The sequence below is a fragment of the Cohnella fermenti genome (genome assembly GCF_004801405.1).
Lineage (GTDB): Bacteria > Bacillota > Bacilli > Paenibacillales > Paenibacillaceae > Cohnella > Cohnella fermenti.
Genome location: NZ_SSOB01000017.1, coordinates 130799 through 147569, shown reverse-complemented (window position 1 = coordinate 147569; position 16771 = coordinate 130799). Strand labels below are relative to the sequence as shown.

Genomic DNA, 16771 nt, shown 5'->3' with positions numbered 1-16771 from the left:
ATCATTTTCTCCTCTCTAGAAAAGCGTCTCCCCAACATAGCCGCCTTGCCGTACACCCGGGAAGCAGGCGAAGTGGGCGCTGCCGTTGTGTACGATGTACTCGTTCAGAAGATCGCTCTGCCCCAGCTTCTGCTGCATCGGAATGAACTGCTTGCGGCTGTCCCGGTTAAAGCAGATGAACAACAGCCCGGCGTCGAGCTGGCCGGTCTTGTTGTCCATGCCGCTGGAATAGGAGTAGGAGCGCCGCAGAATGCGCGCCGAGCCGTCCCCGCGCGCCAGGCGGACGTGGGAATTGAGCGGAATGAGCGGCTTGCCGTTCGCGTCCTTGGCGTCCAGGTCGACGGCGTCGAATTCGTTCCTGCTCCCGAGCGGAGCGCCGCTTGCCCGGTGCCGCCCGAACGTCTGCTCTTGGTCGGCCAATGTCGAGCGATCCCATACCTCGATTCTCATGCGGACCCGTCGGACCGCCATATAGGTGCCGCCGTTCATCCAATTCGCGCCGTCTCCCGCCTGCGCCCAGACGACTTCGCTCATCTCGGTCTCGCTTGCCGTGTCCGGATTGGCGGTGCCGTCCTTGAAGCCGAGCAGGTTGCGCGGCGTCGCTCCCTCGGGGTCGGCCGCACTCGTGCGCTGGAAGCCCTCTTGCGTCCAGCGGAGCACGACTTTGCCGCGGCCGATGCGCGACAGATTGCGAATCGCGTGGAAGGCGACCTGCATATCGTCCGAGCACACCTGCACGGCGATGTCGCCGCCGCACCATTCCGGGCGCAGCTCGTCTCCGCCGAAGGCGGGGAAGTCGACGAGAGCGGCGGGGCGCTTGCCCGCGAGGCCGAAGCGATTGTCGAAGAAGGAGGGGCCGACCCCGAACGTGATCGTTGTTCGGGAAGGGGACAGGCCGACCGCTTCTCCCGTGTCGGTCGGAGGGAGATGGTCGTTCCCGCTCTCCTCGCCGACCGGTTCGCCTCTCGTCATGGCGGCGGCCGCGGCGGTCCAGGCCTGGAACAAGGAACGGACGCTGTCCAGGCTGCCGCTCGTCACATCGAAGGCCGCGAACAGAATGAAGTTCGGCGACGGCGTGGCAATCCCCGCCTGGTGCGTTCCGTAAAAATCGACGATCCCGGACGAGTTCGGGCGGGAGGAGGCGCGCGTCGCGGGCGCAGCTTCGCCGAAGACGTTTCCCTTGAACACCGCACCCAAACCAGCGGCGCCGAGCAGCAGCCCAGCGCCTCCGATGCCGGCCATCTTGAGCAGTTCCCGGCGACTGACCGATTTATGAAGCAGGCCGGAGGCCTGCCGCTCTTCGAACGACTGTTCGAGGAGCGGAGTCTCTCCGGCTTGCGGTTGGTCTTGCTTGGTTGAATTGCCCGTGTCGTTGCGATTGCCGTTCTCCATGTCGCTTACGCCCCCAGGATAACGCCCATCTGCGAGAGAGGCTCCGCCAGCGCGTCAATCAACTGGCTCAGCTTCTTCGTGTCCTCTTCCTTCAGGTCGGTGTAGCTGACGTAGCCGTCTCCGCTCTTATAGTCGGCCAGCGCGTCCTCAAGATTCGTGAAGCTCGTTCCGATGCTCGTGTCCAGCGCTGCGTCCTTCTTGGCCAGCTCCGGCTGCAGCAAGTCGTAGATCTTGCGGGCTCCTTCGACATTGGCTGCGAAGTCGTACAGGTCGGTATGGGAATAACGCTCCTCTTCGCCGGTTACCTTGGAGGAAGACACCTCGTTCAACAATTCGACGGCTCCGGTAACGAGCAGAGCAGGCTCGATCTCCACAGTCTCCATCAGGGCGCGCAGCGACTTCGCATCCTCGAGCAGGCGATCCGCGTAGTCTTCGGCTCCCGCGGTCGTATTGTCGACCCACAGGAACTTCTCGATGCGGTGGAAGCCGCGCCAGTCTTTATCCTCGACATCGTTCTCGCGAGCGTCGATGTCCGGGTCGAGATCGCCAAGAGCTTCCGCAATCGGCTCGATCCGTTCGTAGTACATGCGAGTCGGCGCATAAAGCTGCTTCGCGGTATCGATGTCTCCCGACTTGACCGCAGCGACGAACTTATCCGTCTCGGCAATGAACGTATCGGCTTGCTCGACCGAGAACTGACGGTACGAGTCAATAATCGGCGCCCAGTCCACCGTCGAGGCCGATGCGGATGCCTGCGAAGAAGCGGATGCTCCCCCATTGCCGGCATTGCCGCCATCGTCGTTATTCGAGCTGCATCCGGCAGCCGTCAAGCTGGCGGCGAGTAGAAGTACGGCCCATCCTTTTTTCACAATGATTCCCCCGGTTAACTTGTAAGATAATGACCTATTCGCATTCTAGTGCGGTTGAGAATCATTGTCAATTGCTATTTATCGGAATCGGCCGATTTCACCATTTCGACTTTTATGTATCCGGTTGCAGATGAGGGGAGGAGAAGAGAGTAATAAAGGAATTCCGCAAGGTCTCGCCGTATCATGCAACCCTTCACGCAACTTCACCAAGCAACCGAACCATGCAAACAAACCGGGCAACCGAACCAAGTAACCGAACCATGCAAACAAACCGAGTAACTGAACCATGTAAACAAACCGAGTAACCGAACCAAGTAACTGAACCATGCAAACAAACCGAGTAATTGAACCGAGTAACTGAACCAAGTAAACAAACCAAGCAACCCGCTATGCACACAACAACCGTGCAATAGTACCACGTAACCGCACTCTGCAATCCAACCATGCATCCCAGCCATGCCCCCACCATGCTGCTCCGGGAAAATAGATAAGCGAAAAACCCGCACAACGTAGCCCAGAACGGGGCAGCGAAGAGGGAGATACCCGGAAAACCGGCACAACAAGCCTCGAAACGAGACATTAGTTTAGTGAGATAAGCGAGAAACCCGCACAACGGAGCCCGAAACGGGGCAGCGAAGAGGGAGATACCCGGAAAACCCGCACAACAAGCCCCGAAACGAGACATTAGTTAGTGAGATAAGCGAGAAATCGGTTCAACGTAGCTCGGAATGGGGCAGCGAAGAGGGAGATACGAAAAAAAGCTCAAGCTGCCTGCCCGCTTGAGCTTCTTCATCTGTTTAGTTGAACGAATGGGGCACTATGAATGTTAAAAATCACATTCATTCCCCGGGAAAACTGCCTGCGACGACTGTTTTATGCGAAAAATCGCATAAAATCGCTGCACATCCGGACGAGGTGGCCGTTTTTATGCTAAAAACCGCATACATTGCGCCAAAAACGGCCATTTGCAGCGAATGAATGCTAAAAATCACATAAAATGCGGCGCGAGTCCGTGATTGAGCGAGAAATGAGCGAGTCGGCAAGTCAGCGCGAGCCGGCGAAGCTTACGATAGCCTGCCAATGTCTAGTCCGGCCGATCAAGCCTTCCCGATCAGCTCCGGCACTTGCGGGTCCAGCCACCATTCGTGGCCTTGCTCCTGCAGCAGCTTGTCCGATGCGTCGGGGCCGTTCGAGCCGGCGGCGTACGGGTGAAGCGGCAGCAGGTCGGCTTCGAAGGCCTCCAGCACCGGCTGCACCCACTGCCAGGCGAGCTCGACTTCGTGCCAATGGGCGAAGAACGTTGCGTCTCCGTTCAGGGCGTCGAAGATCAGCCGCTCGTAGGCTTCCGGCAGCACGCTCTGGTCGACCCAGAAGTTCATCTCCACCGGCTCGATGCGGCTCTCGCCTTCGGTCCGCGAGCTCTTTCCGTTGAACAGGAAGCTGATCTTCTCGTTCGGGTTGATCTCGATGATGAGCAGGTTCGGCGCCGTCTTCTCGTTCTTCGCCGCATACAGGTCTTCGGTCGGGTTCTTGAATTCCACGACGATGCGGGTCGACTTTGCGGCCATCCGCTTGCCCGTCCGCAGGTAGAAGGGAACGCCTGCCCAATCGGGATGGTCGATCCACAGCCGCGCGGCGACGAACGTGTCGTTGTTCGAGCCGGGGAAGATGCCCGGTTCGTTCGCGTAGCCGACGACCGGCTTGCCGCCGAGCTCGCCAGCCGCGTATTGTCCGCGCACGATGTTCTCCTGCACCGTATTCTTGGATACCGGACGCAGCGCCTCGATGATCTTGCGCTTCTCCTCGCGAATGTTCCCGGCCGTAATCTGGCTTGGCCGGCGCATGGCCGTCATCATCAGCACCTGGAGCAGATGGTTCTGGAACATGTCGCGAATCGCGCCGGCTTGGTCGTAGTACGCGGCGCGCTCCTCGACGCCTACGGTCTCGCTCGCCGTAATCTGCACGTTGGAGATGTGCTCCTTGTTCCAGACGGCTTGAATGACCGGGTTCGCGAGCACAAGCGTCTCCAGGTTCTGCACCATCGTCTTGCCGAGGTAATGGTCGATCCGGTAGATCTCGTCTTCCTCGAATGCGCGGTTTAGGTTGTCGTTAAGCTCGCGGGCGGTCTGAAGGTCGTGGCCGAACGGCTTCTCAATGATAAGCCGCTTCCAGCCGCGGGTGCTGCCAAGCCCGCTCTCTTGAATCTGCACGGCGATGGCATCGAAGAACTCCGGAGCGACCGACAGATAGAACAGCCGGTTGTCCGGCAAGCCGAGCTCCCGCTCGCGCGTCTCGATCGCCCCGAGCAGCTTGCGGTAGTCATCCGGATGCGAGACGTCCAGCGGATGATAGCGGAAGGAGGAGAGGAACGGCGTCAAGTCCTCTCCTTCCGCAGGGGAGCGGCGAGAGAACTGGCGAAGCGACTGCTCCACGTTGCCGCGGAACTTCTCGTCCGCGATCTCCCTTCTGCCCAGGCCGATAACGGAGAACGCCTCGGGCAGCTTGCCGTCCAGGTACAAGTTATATAGCGCGGGGTAAATTTTTCTCTTGGCCAAGTCGCCGGTAGCCCCGAACAGTACGAAAGTCATGGCTTCCACAGTGCTTTTTCCTCCCAGAGGGTCCGATCCCGTCATGCGGAATGAAAATGGCTTTCATCCCATAATAGAGCAATGGTACACTGCAGGGGGGGCTTCGTCAACCGGAAAATGTCGAATCCTAGCGTACGCCGTCCCGCCTCTTTATTTGCGGATAAGGACCGGGGTCCCGGTGGTCACTTGGTCGTACAGCCAATGAACGGATTTGTTGTGCATCCGAATGCAGCCGGCGGATACATACTTGCCGATGGAGCTCTCGTTGTTCGTCCCATGAATTCCGTAAGCGTATGAAGTTTTGCCGTCAACGGTCACTTTTAGCCCGAGCCAGCGGTCGCCGAGCGGGTTCTTCGGATCGCCTCCTTTGATCTTCTCCTTATAATACGGCCTGTTCTTGATCTTCTCGCGAATGGAGAACAAGCCCTCCGGCGTGTAGGACGGCTTCTTGCCGGTGGCGACGGCGAACGACTTGACGAGCGCGCCTTCCTCATAGTAGTACAGTCGATTGTCCGATTTGTCGATGACGATGAAGTGCTCGTACTTGGCGTATTTGGCATCGAGCTTCGTCTCGGCAGCCTGCGCGCCGGTGGCGAACGAAGGGAAGGCGAGACAGAGAAGCACGGCCAGCAGCAGGGCGATTCCATAGACGCGTCTCCGCATTGGGCGACACCTCCAACCAAGGGATGCCCAATTATATGCGGAGACGAAGGCGGTTCATGTAAAAAAAAGGGTGGACAACGTCCCTGGGCGCGAAGAGAGGCCGCCGCGGTCTGCGAATTCCCGCGAACGGCCTCTCTTGGGCGGAGTTGCGAATGGTGTCTCAGCTTCTTAGCATGGGCATCAGCGAGTCGATGACGGCGGTCATCTCCCCGGAAGTTCGCTCATACATAAGCTTGGCTTCCTCGTTGCGGGTTGCGGCCGCGAACAGCTCCAGATCGGCTTGCGTCTTCTTGAGCGTTGCCAGCAGCAGCGCCTTGCCTTGGGGCGCCGCAACCTTGATCTTGTCGTCATACAGATCGACATAGAGCTGCTGGTAGGCATCCACCTGGGCGAGGAACACGTTCTCCACGGACACTCCGATCTTCTCCAGCTCCTCGGTCAGCCAGCCCCGGCTTAACCCGGCCGTTGCCAGCGGTTCGTCCAGAATGTCGCCATCCATGACGACGGTCTGGGTCTCCACTTCGTTCGCAACCTTGATGCCGAACGTCTTGGGGGTAAGCGGCAGGTTCTCCTTCTTGAGGAGGACGCTGAGCTCTCCGCTCGTCTCCATGACCGCGAACTCGACGTCGGCGACATTGAAGACGTTCTTGCCGCGCATCTGTTCGAGCAGCTCGTCGATCGAGAGGCGCTCCTTCTTCAGGTTGTCCTCGAGCACCTTGCCTTCCTTGATCATAACCCGCCCGGACCCTTCGACGATCTGCCTGAGCTTCTTGCTCTTCAGGGTGAAGAACTCGATCCCGAGCGGGATCAGGAACCAGACGAGCATCGCGACGATGCCGTGGAAGTAATTCGCCTCGATGTCGGTCGATATGAAGCCCGCCAGATCGCCGAGTGTGATGCCGAGTATATATTCGAAGAAGGTGAGCTGCGAGATCTGCTTCTTGCCCAGAATGCGGGTCATGAGGAACAGCATGATAAGCGCCCCGAGAGCGCGAAGGGCGATGACTTGCCAATCGAACATGGTCTAGTCCTCCTTCTCCGGCTCAGGGCTGGCTTCGATGGCGACGGCGTGGGCGATGCACGGGATGGATTCGCTCTGCTGCAGCGATACCGGCGAATGAAGAGAGCCGGTCGCCACGACAAGGACCCGTCTGAGTTCCCCGCTCCGCACCTTGCGGATGAGATGCCCGTACGTAACCGCAGCCGAACAGCCGCAGCCGCTTCCCCCCGCCTGCACCATCTGATTCTCGTAATCGTAGATCATCATTCCGCAATCCTTGAACCGTGTCTTGTGCATCGGAATGTTGTGCTTATCCAGCAAGTCGCTTGCGATCGCATGGCCGACCTTGGCGAGATCGCCGGTGACGATCAGGTCGTAGTGGTCCGGCCCGACCTGCAGATCCCGGAAGTGGGCGGTTATTGTATCTACGGCGGCGGGAGCCATGGCCGCCCCCATGTTGAACGGGTCTTTAATGCCCATGTCGACGACGCGGCCGATGGTAGCGGCAGCGACCCGCGGACCGGAGCCCGACAGCGACACAACGGCCGCTCCCGCCCCGGTTACGGTATATTGGGCGGTCGGCGGCTTCTGCGAGCCGTATTCGGTCGGGTAGCGGAATTGTCGCTCCGCCGTCGAGTTATGGCTGCACGTTCCCGCGAGGGCGAACTTAGCCCCGCCTGTGCTGACGAGATAAGACGCGAGCGCAAGACTCTCCATGGAGGTCGAGCATGCCCCGAACACGCCCAGATACGGAATCGTCAGCGTCCGCGCCGCATAGCTGCTGCTTGTGATCTGATTCATCAGATCGCCGCCGATATAGAATTGCACTTGCTCCTGGGTAAGGCCGGCCCGCTCGATCGCGATCGAGGCAGCTTCCTCCAGAAGCGTTCGCTCCGCCTTCTCCCAACTGTCCTGACCGATGCGGGAGTCCCCGTGCACGATATCGAAGTCGTTGCCGAGAGGGCCTCGTCCTTCGAAGGGGCCGACCACGGCGGCCGTCGAGACGATGACGGGCTTCTCGCGGAATACCCAGCTCTGATAACCCTTGAGCATGAGCGTCTACCCCTTCCACGTGAGAATAAATCGGATGATGCCGACGAAGAACGCCGCTGTCGTGCCGAATACGATAACCGAGCCGGCCAGCTTGAACATGTTCGCTCCGACGCCGAGCACAAGCCCTTCGCTTCGATGCTCGATGGCGGCCGACGCCATCGAATTGGCGAAGCCGGTTACCGGAACGGCCGAACCGGCGCCGGCCCATTGCCCGAGCTTGTCGTAGAGGCCGAGCGCGGTCAGAAGCACGGACAGAATAATAAGGATGGCCACCGTAGGGTCCCCCGCATTCTCCTTCGCGAAGCCGCCCCATCGTATCATCGCCTGCTGGATTCCTTGTCCGATCACGCAGATCAGACCGCCCGTCAGGAAGGCGCGCAGGCAGTTGCGCGCAATCTTCCGCTTCGGCATCCGCTTCAGCGCAACAAGCTGATACTCCTGCTGAACGGGAGTCAGCTTCTTCAACTTACTGTTAGGCATGGACCGCCCCTCCTTCTTCGACCTTCCCTTATAAGGTTGCCAATTCGCCCGGAATTTACGACAAGTGCGTCGTTTATGATTCTGCGCGAATCGGGGCAATTTATGTAGGTCCTTCCGGAGGACATCTATTCGTCACTATATCTATAGAAGAGGTGAGAAGCATGACAGTAGCATCCCAAGTCAAGACATGCGTCGCTTCGTTGAAGAGCGCCCAAGCCAGCCTGGAGCAATTCGCGCTCTCGACCCAGAATCAAGAGGCGAAGAACCTGTTCACGAGCGCAGCCCAGCAGACACAGCAAATTCTGGATCAAGTGTCGACCCGGGTGCAGCAGCTCGAGAACGAGGAGCCCCAATACAAAGGGTTCTGATCCGCGGCGGACACGGGGAAGGCAGGCGGCGAACGCAGTTCGCCGCTATGCCATTGCTGCATTCTCTCCGGCAAGCGGCTACGCGCTCGGGAACTGAAGCTTGGCCTTGGTCAGAATCGAGGTTATCTTCTGCTCGCAGGTATAGTTCTTCTGCTTATAATCCATAAGCTTCGAATAAAGCGTCAGCATGGAGGCCAGCGTGCTGGAGGACGCCTGGGCGTCCGGCTTCTTGACGGAAGCGTTGAACGTCTTGAGCAAGGAATTGAGGGCGGTCTTCGAGCTCTGCGCCCCGCTCTTCGCCGCGCGGATCTGCACCTTCACCGTGTCGATCTCCTTCAGGGTGGCCCGGATGGAAGCGGCGGTCTTGGAGGCGGCCGTCTTCTCCGCCTGAAGCTCTTCCTTCCGCGCTTTAATATCCGCCTTGGCGAGCGCAACGACCGGCTTCAGCAGGTCGGCTTGCATCTGCAGCAGCTTCTTCAGCGTCTTGCTCCCGACGGCGTTCGCCGCACTTATCTGCTTCGTCAGCAGCGAATACTGGTCGAGCAGCGGCTTGTAGGTCGCCTCCGTCTTCTTCAGCTTCGCTTCGAGAGCGGCGATCTGCGTCGCGCGGATCGTCTTGATCCGATTCTTCGTGACGGTCAGCGTCTCCTCGTTGCTGTAGTGGAGCGCCTCAAGCTTGGCGTCCAGCGCGTCCTCCTGCGATTGCCAGGATCGCAGGCTGTTCATCTGGGCGGTCAGCTTCGCCGCCTGCGAGGCATCCGCGAACGAGACGAGCTTGCCCCACGCGGTTTGGGCGGCGGCCGTCAGCGCGACGGATGACGCTCCCGCGTGAACCGGCATGCCAAGCAGCAGGACGATCAATGACAGAACGATCCGATACCCGATTGTCTTGCCCTTCCGACGATTAACCATTGCAACATTCCCCTTCCCCTGCATAGAATTCGCCGACAAAAAAAAGCACCTGAAAGGCGAGCCGCTAACGGCTGCCCTCACAGGTGCTTCCTTGTAAGGCGATACGAACTATTGTTCCCCAATCATACACGCTGACTCGAGCGAGGTCAACCCTATTTTATACAAAATAGGAAAGGCAAAAAATATTTTTACAATGGAACAGCATTTATACTTAAATCGCCCTGACGCGTCTTGGCGTTGATGCTTTTATACGTTAAAATAAAGAAGCTCAGCAGGGGAAGTTACTGTTCAAAAGGGAAGTGCTGCAACCATGCCAGATGAACGTTCGGACGACAAGCTGATCCGGATGATCGATATTGCGAAGATGTATTATCAATTGGACTACAGCCAGCAGGAGATTGCGAACAAGTTCGGCATCTCTCGCCCGACAGTGTCCCGCTTCCTGCAGCAGGCGAAGGAAGAAGGGTATGTCCAGATCAAGATCATGGACCCCTTCGAGAGCAACGGGGCGCTGGCGGCGCAACTGGAACGCAAATTCAAGCTTAAGCGCGCGGTGATCTGCTCGGTGCCGCAATACGAGGACGCCATCGTCAAGAAGTACCTGGGCATCGCCGCCGCCGAATATTTGAACGAGACGGTCAAGGACAACGACGTGATCGCCACGACATGGGGAACGACTCTGTACGAGGTGGCGGTCAATCTTCAAGGCAAGTTCGCGAACAATGTCAAGGTCGTGCAGTTGAACGGCGGGGTCAGCCACTCCGAGGCGAACACGTACGCGCACGAGATCGTCCAGTTGTTCGGCAGAGCCTTCCATACGAATCCGCATTTTATCCCCCTGCCGGCCATCGTCGATCATTATGTGGTGCGGCAGACGGTCGAGTCGGATCGGCATATTCGCAAGACGCTGGAGCTCGGGAAGCGGGCGAACATCGCCGTGTTCACGGTCGGCGTTCCGACCGAGGATTCGCTTCTGATCAAGGCGAACTACTTCTCGGACTCGGAGCTTGCGCTGATCCGCGAGCGAAGCGCCGGCGACATCTGTTCCCGCTACTTCGATCTCGACGGCCAGCTTCTCTGCGAGGAGCTTAACGAGAGAACGATCGGCATCAGCCTGGAGGAGCTCGGGCAGAAGGAGCAGGCCATTCTCGTGGCCGGGGGCGCGAAGAAGGTCGCGGGGATCTACGGAGCTCTGAAGGGAAGATATACGAACGTCCTGGTTACGGACCAATGCACGGCGAAGTACTTGCTGGAGCGATAGAAGACGGGAGGGGTAACGTTGGAAAATACCACAAATGGAGAGTTGGCCTCTTATATCGATCATACGCTGCTGAAGCCGGAGAGCACCCGCGAGGGGATTGTCCGGTTGTGCGAGGAAGCGAAGCGATACGGCTTCGCCACAGTGTGCGTCAATCCGTTCTGGGTGAAGACGGCGGCCGAGCTGCTGGCAGGCTCGGGAGTAGGAGTGACGACGGTCGTCGGCTTCCCGCTCGGCGCGTCGACGACGAAGTCGAAGGCGGCGGAGGCGGCCGATGCGATCGCGAACGGGGCTTCCGACGTCGATATGGTGCTGAACGTGGGAGCGCTGAAGTCCGGTCTGCTCGACCTTGTTCGGGAAGACATCGCGGCTGTCGTCGCGGCAAGCCGGGGCAAGGCGATCGTGAAGGTCATTCTGGAGACGGGCCTGCTCACGGACGAGGAGAAGATCAAGGCGTGCGAGCTCAGCAAGGAGGCCGGGGCGGACTTCGTGAAGACGTCGACGGGCTTCGGGCCGGGCGGAGCGACCGTAGAGGATATCGCGCTGATGCGCAGAACGGTCGGGCCGAAGCTGGGCGTCAAAGCGTCCGGAGGCGTGCGGGATGCGGAGGCGGCGCGGGCGGTCATCGCGGCGGGCGCGACTCGGCTCGGCACGAGCTCCGGCGCGGTGATCGTCTCCGGCGGCCAGGGCTCCGGGTACTGATCCGAACGCGAATATGAAGAAGCCTCCGGCGGCAGCCCAAGCTGCGCCGGAGGCTTCTTCGCGTGCGCAATCTTATCTTCGCCTAAGCTCGAAGAACTCGCATTGGCTTCGCGGATGGTAGGATAAATCTCCGACTCCTGCCTGCAGGATGATCGTGTTCTCGTCGAATCGAATAATGATGCCGCCGGAGTCGACGATCTGGTCGTCCCGGAAAACCCGGATGCCATGCTGCTTCGCCATCGCTTCCTCGAAGTCCGAATCCGTCGTCAATCGACGCTGTATCGCCATGCAGCTCCTCCTTTTATTTTCCGCCAGGCGTTCATTGTATTCATTCTGGCGGCATTGATCAAGCGGCGGGACACGACGATGATCTGCGTGGTTGGATCTCGATTATTTGTAATAAGAGGTTGTCAGCGGAACGAACATCGATCCTCCGTCTTCCACGTCCGCGTAAACATAGAGCGAATCGACGCCGCCGATATCCACCTCGACAGTAGCCAGACCGTCGGCAACGTCAAGCGTCGTTGCCTTGAGTTCGATATCGGAATCGCTGTCCTTGACGAACAGACCCTCGACATCCTTGCCGATGGCGGCCACCTGCAGATACAGCTTCTGGTAGCGGCCCTTCGGGTAGAGCATAAACGAGCTTGAACGATTGCCGTCCGCGTTGTCGAAGTAGACTTCCTTGTAATCCTTGCCGTTATAGATCGTCTTGTCGGGGTCCTTCGTATGGTACATCGAATCGAACCCGGAGGAGATCGAGACGCCCTCCGACTTCTCGCCAAGCTGGATCGTGCCGGTTGCCGCGTCATAGTCGACAGCAATGTCAAGGGCGTCCGAGACGGCCCGAACCGGCAGGTAGACGGTGTTGTTATAGGTGATCGGAACGACGGCTGCGCCGCTCGCATTCTGCAATTGAACCGGGGTGCCATCCACTTTGAACTTCAAGCCGGAGTTCAGATACGCCTTGATCTCCTGCAAGTTGGAGCCGGCATAGACTCCGGCCCCCATACCGGCGAACAGGGCAACGCCAAGGAGCGTCGCCGTCATGGCCTTCTTCATGTCGATCAAACATCCCTTCCAGTAAGTATATGTAATCTTGAGAGATTATAAATGGTGCCGGCCGGCAATTCAATGGCGCCGGGACTATAAGAGTGGGTAAAATAAGAATATGTAACCAAAAAGGGCGGCGTCCGTCAGGGAAGCGGAGGTCTTCGGATATATTCGGGGGAGAGGCGAGGGGAGCAGGAGTTTGTTCCATGCCGCTCTTAGAGGTAAAATAAGGGGAATAGCGTCATAAAGAATCGAAAATTGGAAGGAAACGAACCTATGCCACGCAATAAAGCCAGACATTCGGCCGCGATCTCCCTCGGCGTTATGGGAGCCGGCTTCCTCGCCACGTTCCCGCTGCTCGGGTACGGGGCGGGCGCGCTGCTTCACGGAGGCTTCGAGGCGGGGCTGGTCGGCGGCCTCGCCGACTGGTTCGCGGTGACGGCGCTGTTCCGTCATCCGCTCGGCCTGAAGATCCCGCACACGGCGCTCTTGCCGCGCAATCGGGACAAGGTTATCCGTTCTCTCGTGAATGTGATCGAGAACGAGTTCCTGACCAAAGACAGCATCAAGTCGAAGGTAGGCGCCTTCCTCGCTGGCGATCGGCTGCTGACGCTCGCCGAGCGCTACCGCGGCGACGCGGTGCGGGCGATCGTCGCCGCGAGCGGGTATGCCGCGCGCAGCCTGCCGGTCGAGCGGCTGGCGCCCTTCCTGGCGCGAGAGCTGAAGCGCAAGGGGGCGGAGCTGAGCGCCGCGCCCGCGCTGGCGCTGCTTCGCGACGAGGCGCTGGCTCGCGGGCTGGACGAGAAGGCGCTGCATTTCCTTCTGCAGAAGGCGGAGGGCATCCTCGTGCGGGACGCCGCCCGCGATCAGCTCGGGGCGATGGCTGCCGGCGCTCTCTCCGGCGTGAAGGCCGGAGGGCTGATGGGCTTCGCGGTCAACGCGTTCGCGGGCTTCATGAGCGAGGACAAGCTCGGCGCCCTGCTGCAGAATGCGATTCTGTCCAGCCTGCGCGAGATGCGGCAGTACGGCGATCATCCGCTGCGGGTGCTGCTGCAAGGCGAGATTCGCAAGCTGATCGAGGAGCTGCCGAACAACGAGGAGGTCATCGGCGGGCTGGAATCCGCGAAGACGAACCTGTTGGAAGAGCTCGATCTCGAAGGCTATCTGACGAAGTGGCTGCAGGAGCTGAAGACGAGAGCGATCGCATTCGTTCAGGAGGAGCGATATGCGCTTGAGGTCGTCGCTCCGGCCGTGGACAGCTTCCTGACGCGGTTCCGCGAGGAGCCGGAGAAGCTGGACGCCGTGAGGAGCTGGACGGAGGAGCGGGTGTCCGGCATCGTCGACGAGAATCACTCCCGCATCGGCGCGCTTGTGCGGGAGAATCTGGACAAGCTCGACAACAAGATGCTGATCGAGATGATCGAGGACAAGGTAGGCTCGGACCTGCAGTGGATTCGGGTGAACGGGGCGGTGTGCGGCTTCCTGATCGGCCTGGTTCTGGAAGGACTCAATCTGATTTTCTGAAGCATGATGCAGGGGGCTGGGAACGATGATCACGAATGAACAAATCAAAGCGTCCGAAGTCCGGCTCACGGGAGTGGACGGAGAGGACCTGGGGATCGTCTCGCGGGACGAAGCGTTGGCGCTGGCGCGCAGGCTGAAGGTGGACCTGGTGTGCGAGTCTTTGTTCAGCAGCCCTCCGCCCTGCCGGTTAATTGGCCGAGGCGAGGCGAAGATGAGGAAGAACGAAGCGGCCAGGGCCGAGAGACAAGCCGGAGGAGCGGCGAAGGTCAAGGAGCTGCGCCTGACGCCGCACATCGAGGAGCACGACTACGACACGAAGCTGAGGCAGGCGGAGAAGCTGCTGCTCTCCGGCCACCCCGTGCAGTTCGTCGCGAGGCTGGCGGGAGCCAAGGAGGGCGCGGCGGCCAAGGAGCTGCTGGAGCGATTGGCCAAGGATCTCGCCTCGGCGGGTCGGCGGAAGACGGGCATCCAGGTGAGCGGGAAGCAGGCGGCCGTGCAGCTCGATCCTCTCTAGAGGAGGCCCCGGCGCGTCTCTTATGCGCGAGTTGTGTTAGATATTCTGACAAAATGGGCGCTCAAACCTTTGACGTATCGCCTAACATAGGGTATGCTTGATCTACGCTTAATTTCCAACGGTCGCGTTGGGAAGCGGGGGAACCAGTGTTTTTACGGGGCGAATCGCCTAGCTATCCATCGGGTAGCCGGTCGTAGGGTACCATCTACCCGAGTCCGTCAGCTAACCTCGTCAGCAGGAGATGGGTCAGGCGCATTCCTAACTTAGACTTGTTTTGCCAGGGCCCTTTCATAGGGCTCTTTTTGTCATTTTTTATGCCTGCATGCATCTCCGGCGCTGCGTCGTATCACCGGTTCGTCCCTATTCCCGGCCGCAAGGCGAGGTTGTAAAATCCAACGGAGAAGGAGAGCTAGAGAAATGATCAGAGCCCTTGTATTTGACTTTGACGGCACCATTATTGACACGGAGACAGCATGGTATGTTGCCTTCCGCGAGGCTTACGCGGAGCATGGCGTGACCCTTACCCTCGAGCAGTATTCCCAATGCATCGGAACGAGCCTCGGTTTGTTCAACCCCTACGAGCACTTGAAGACCCACCACGGCATTGAATTGGATCTGGCCGAATTCCGCGATTCGGTGCGGGCGCGCCACGCCGAGCTGATGAAGCGGGAAGCCGTCCGGCCCGGCGTCGAGGCGTTCCTGAAGGCCGCGAAGGAAGCCGGGCTGAAGCTGGCCGTCGCTTCCAGCTCGGCGCGCGAATGGGTGGTTGCCCATCTGGAGCAGCTTGGCTTGACCGAATACTTCACATGCATCCGCACGGCGGACGATGTGAGGCATGTGAAGCCGAATCCGGAGCTGTACCTGAAGGCGCTGGACGGCCTCGGCGTCGAGGCGTGCGAGGCGATCGCGATCGAGGATTCCCCCAACGGGGCGAAGGCCGCGCTGGCGGCGGGCATGGCGTGCGTGCTGGCCCCGAACGAGATTACGCGCTTGCTGGACTTCCCGGACGTTCCTCATCGAGTGAACACGCTGGAAGAGCTGGATTTCCACCACCTGATCGCTGTTGCGGGATAACCGGATATTTTCCACACATAGACGACTGAAGGAGCTTGATATCGAGAGAACAAATGGAGAGGGGCAGGACCATGCCGGGTAGAAAAGCGGTGCACTTCGGAGCGGGGAACATCGGGAGAGGGTTCATCGGCCTTATGCTGTCGCGGTCGGGGTACGAGGTGTGCTTCGTCGCGCGGAACGAGAAGCAGGTGGCGCTGCTGAAGCAGGATCGGCGCTATAAGGTCACTCTCGTGGGAGAATCCGAGAAGGTGGAGATGGTGGAGAACGTGACGGCGGTTCACCTGAAGAACGGCGAGGCGGTCCGGCAGCGGATCGCGGACGCGGATCTTGTGACGACGGCCGTCGGGGAGTCGGCGCTTCCGCATATTGCGAGATCGATCGCGGAAGGGATCGCGATGCGGCTCCGCGTATCCGACCGGCAACTGCAGGTGGTCGCCTGCGAGAATGCGGTCAAGGGCAGCTCGAAGCTGAAGAAGTGGGTGTATTCGCATCTCAAGGAGGAGGAACGGGAGCAGGCTGACCGGCAGGTGAGCTTCCCGAATGCGATCGTCGATCGCATCGTTCCTCCACAGAGCGGAGCGGACTCGCTCGGGGTCCGGGTGGAGCCGTTCTGCGAATGGGTGCTGGAGAAGGATCCGCTGCGCGGAGGAACCGAGGATATTGCGGGCGTACGCTATGTGGAGTCGCTAGAGCCTTACGCGGAGAGGAAGCTGTACACCGTGAACGTCGGCCATTGCGGGGCCGCCTACTTCGGATACTTGGCCGGCTATGGCACGATCGGGGAGGCGCTCGAGGATTCGGCTCTGCGGCGGAAGGTCGAGAGCGTGCTCGAAGAGACCGGAAGGCTGCTCGTCCACAAGCATAACTGGAACGCGGAGGAGCACCGGCAATACATCCGCCGGTCGATGCAGCGCTTCTCGAATCCGAGCCTTGTCGACAAGGTGACGCGGGTCGGCCGCTCCCCGCTGCGCAAGACGTCCGCCGGAGACCGGCTTGTTCGCCCGGCGGTGCTGGCGGAAGGGCTCGGGATGGACGTTCCTCACCTGACGCAGCTCCTCTCCGCCGCACTCTTGTTCGACTACGACAAGGACCCGGAGGCAATGCAGCTTCAGCAGCGCATCAGCGAGAACGGAGTCCGCGACGTTATCCGCAATCACATGGGCATTCGCGAGAGCCAGCCGCTCCACTTCCGCATCGCGGAGCAATACGAGCTGCTCAAGGAAGCGGCGTCGAGATAATTCGGCTGCAGAAGCGGAACAGGGGCGGCGGCCGGGTCGGATGACTCGGCCGCCGCTTCGTGGTATAGTGGTGCGGACAATGG

Annotated in this window: 17 protein-coding genes and 1 riboswitch; of the genes, 7 read left to right on the top strand and 10 right to left on the bottom strand. The window is 59.8% G+C overall.

Annotation, left to right across the window (positions count from 1 at the left end; all coding sequences use genetic code 11):
• Positions 1-15: 15 nt before the first annotated feature.
• The 7 genes from efeB to spoVAC all read right to left on the bottom strand — a co-directional run bounded on the left by efeB (position 16) and on the right by spoVAC (position 8045).
• Positions 16-1392: an iron uptake transporter deferrochelatase/peroxidase subunit gene (gene efeB, locus E6C55_RS15385; protein WP_136370685.1), complete on the bottom strand. Its 1377-nt coding sequence runs from the start codon at positions 1390-1392 to the stop codon at positions 16-18.
• A 5-nt stretch (positions 1393-1397) separates the two neighbouring features.
• On the bottom strand, positions 1398-2261 hold the full coding sequence (efeO, locus tag E6C55_RS15380; protein WP_136370684.1) for an iron uptake system protein EfeO: 864 nt from the start codon (positions 2259-2261) through the stop codon (positions 1398-1400).
• A gap of 1097 nt (positions 2262-3358) precedes the next feature.
• The gene (zwf, locus tag E6C55_RS15375; RefSeq protein WP_136370683.1) at positions 3359-4858 is read right to left on the bottom strand and encodes a glucose-6-phosphate dehydrogenase; all 1500 of its coding nucleotides are present in this window, start codon (positions 4856-4858) and stop codon (positions 3359-3361) included.
• Positions 4859-4999: 141 nt separating this feature from the next.
• Positions 5000-5512 (bottom strand): L,D-transpeptidase, encoded by a 513-nt coding sequence (locus E6C55_RS15370; RefSeq protein WP_136370682.1) that lies wholly within the window; start codon positions 5510-5512, stop codon positions 5000-5002.
• A gap of 160 nt (positions 5513-5672) precedes the next feature.
• Entirely contained in the window at positions 5673-6533 is an 861-nt protein-coding gene (locus E6C55_RS15365; RefSeq protein ID WP_136370681.1) for a DUF421 domain-containing protein, read from the bottom strand.
• Positions 6534-6536: 3 nt separating this feature from the next.
• A complete protein-coding gene (gene spoVAD, locus E6C55_RS15360) occupies positions 6537-7565 on the bottom strand; it encodes a stage V sporulation protein AD (RefSeq protein WP_136370680.1) in 1029 nt (342 codons plus the stop codon).
• A gap of 6 nt (positions 7566-7571) precedes the next feature.
• Positions 7572-8045 (bottom strand): stage V sporulation protein AC, encoded by a 474-nt coding sequence (gene spoVAC, locus E6C55_RS15355; RefSeq protein ID WP_136370679.1) that lies wholly within the window; start codon positions 8043-8045, stop codon positions 7572-7574.
• Positions 8046-8206: 161 nt separating this feature from the next.
• Here spoVAC and E6C55_RS15350 point away from each other — a divergent pair, with 161 nt between their 5' ends.
• Positions 8207-8413 carry a DUF1657 domain-containing protein gene (locus tag E6C55_RS15350; protein WP_136370678.1) on the top strand — a complete coding sequence of 69 codons (207 nt, stop codon included), beginning with the start codon at positions 8207-8209 and terminating at the stop codon, positions 8411-8413.
• 78 nt (positions 8414-8491) lie between these two features.
• On the opposite strand, the gene E6C55_RS15345 is transcribed toward E6C55_RS15350, so the two are convergent.
• Positions 8492-9325, bottom strand: a complete 834-nt coding sequence (locus E6C55_RS15345) for a hypothetical protein (protein WP_136370677.1) — start codon at positions 9323-9325, stop codon at positions 8492-8494.
• A 310-nt stretch (positions 9326-9635) separates the two neighbouring features.
• Between E6C55_RS15345 and E6C55_RS15340 the strand changes: the two genes are divergently transcribed.
• Positions 9636-10586 carry a sugar-binding transcriptional regulator gene (locus E6C55_RS15340; protein ID WP_136370676.1) on the top strand — a complete coding sequence of 317 codons (951 nt, stop codon included), beginning with the start codon at positions 9636-9638 and terminating at the stop codon, positions 10584-10586.
• An 18-nt stretch (positions 10587-10604) separates the two neighbouring features.
• A complete protein-coding gene (deoC, locus tag E6C55_RS15335) occupies positions 10605-11285 on the top strand; it encodes a deoxyribose-phosphate aldolase (protein WP_136370675.1) in 681 nt (226 codons plus the stop codon).
• A gap of 72 nt (positions 11286-11357) precedes the next feature.
• On the opposite strand, the gene E6C55_RS15330 is transcribed toward deoC, so the two are convergent.
• Together E6C55_RS15330 and E6C55_RS15325 are read right to left on the bottom strand one after the other, a co-directional pair.
• Complete coding sequence (locus tag E6C55_RS15330) at positions 11358-11573, bottom strand: hypothetical protein (RefSeq protein ID WP_136370674.1); 216 nt, start codon at positions 11571-11573, stop codon at positions 11358-11360.
• A 102-nt stretch (positions 11574-11675) separates the two neighbouring features.
• Positions 11676-12347, bottom strand: coding sequence for a stalk domain-containing protein (locus E6C55_RS15325; RefSeq protein WP_136370673.1), 672 nt, complete (start codon positions 12345-12347; stop codon positions 11676-11678).
• A 267-nt stretch (positions 12348-12614) separates the two neighbouring features.
• Here E6C55_RS15325 and E6C55_RS15320 point away from each other — a divergent pair, with 267 nt between their 5' ends.
• The 4 genes from E6C55_RS15320 (at position 12615) to E6C55_RS15305 (ending at position 16688) form a co-directional block, all read left to right on the top strand.
• The gene (locus E6C55_RS15320) at positions 12615-13862 is read left to right on the top strand and encodes a DUF445 domain-containing protein (RefSeq protein WP_136370672.1); all 1248 of its coding nucleotides are present in this window, start codon (positions 12615-12617) and stop codon (positions 13860-13862) included.
• 25 nt (positions 13863-13887) lie between these two features.
• A complete protein-coding gene (gene infC / locus E6C55_RS15315) occupies positions 13888-14376 on the top strand; it encodes a translation initiation factor IF-3 (protein WP_136370671.1) in 489 nt (162 codons plus the stop codon).
• A gap of 95 nt (positions 14377-14471) precedes the next feature.
• A riboswitch (cyclic di-AMP (ydaO/yuaA leader) is annotated at positions 14472-14626 on the top strand.
• 167 nt (positions 14627-14793) lie between these two features.
• Positions 14794-15450, top strand: a complete 657-nt coding sequence (locus tag E6C55_RS15310) for an HAD family hydrolase (RefSeq protein WP_136370670.1) — start codon at positions 14794-14796, stop codon at positions 15448-15450.
• 71 nt (positions 15451-15521) lie between these two features.
• On the top strand, positions 15522-16688 hold the full coding sequence (locus tag E6C55_RS15305; protein ID WP_136370669.1) for a mannitol-1-phosphate 5-dehydrogenase: 1167 nt from the start codon (positions 15522-15524) through the stop codon (positions 16686-16688).
• Positions 16689-16771: the final 83 nt, after the last annotated feature.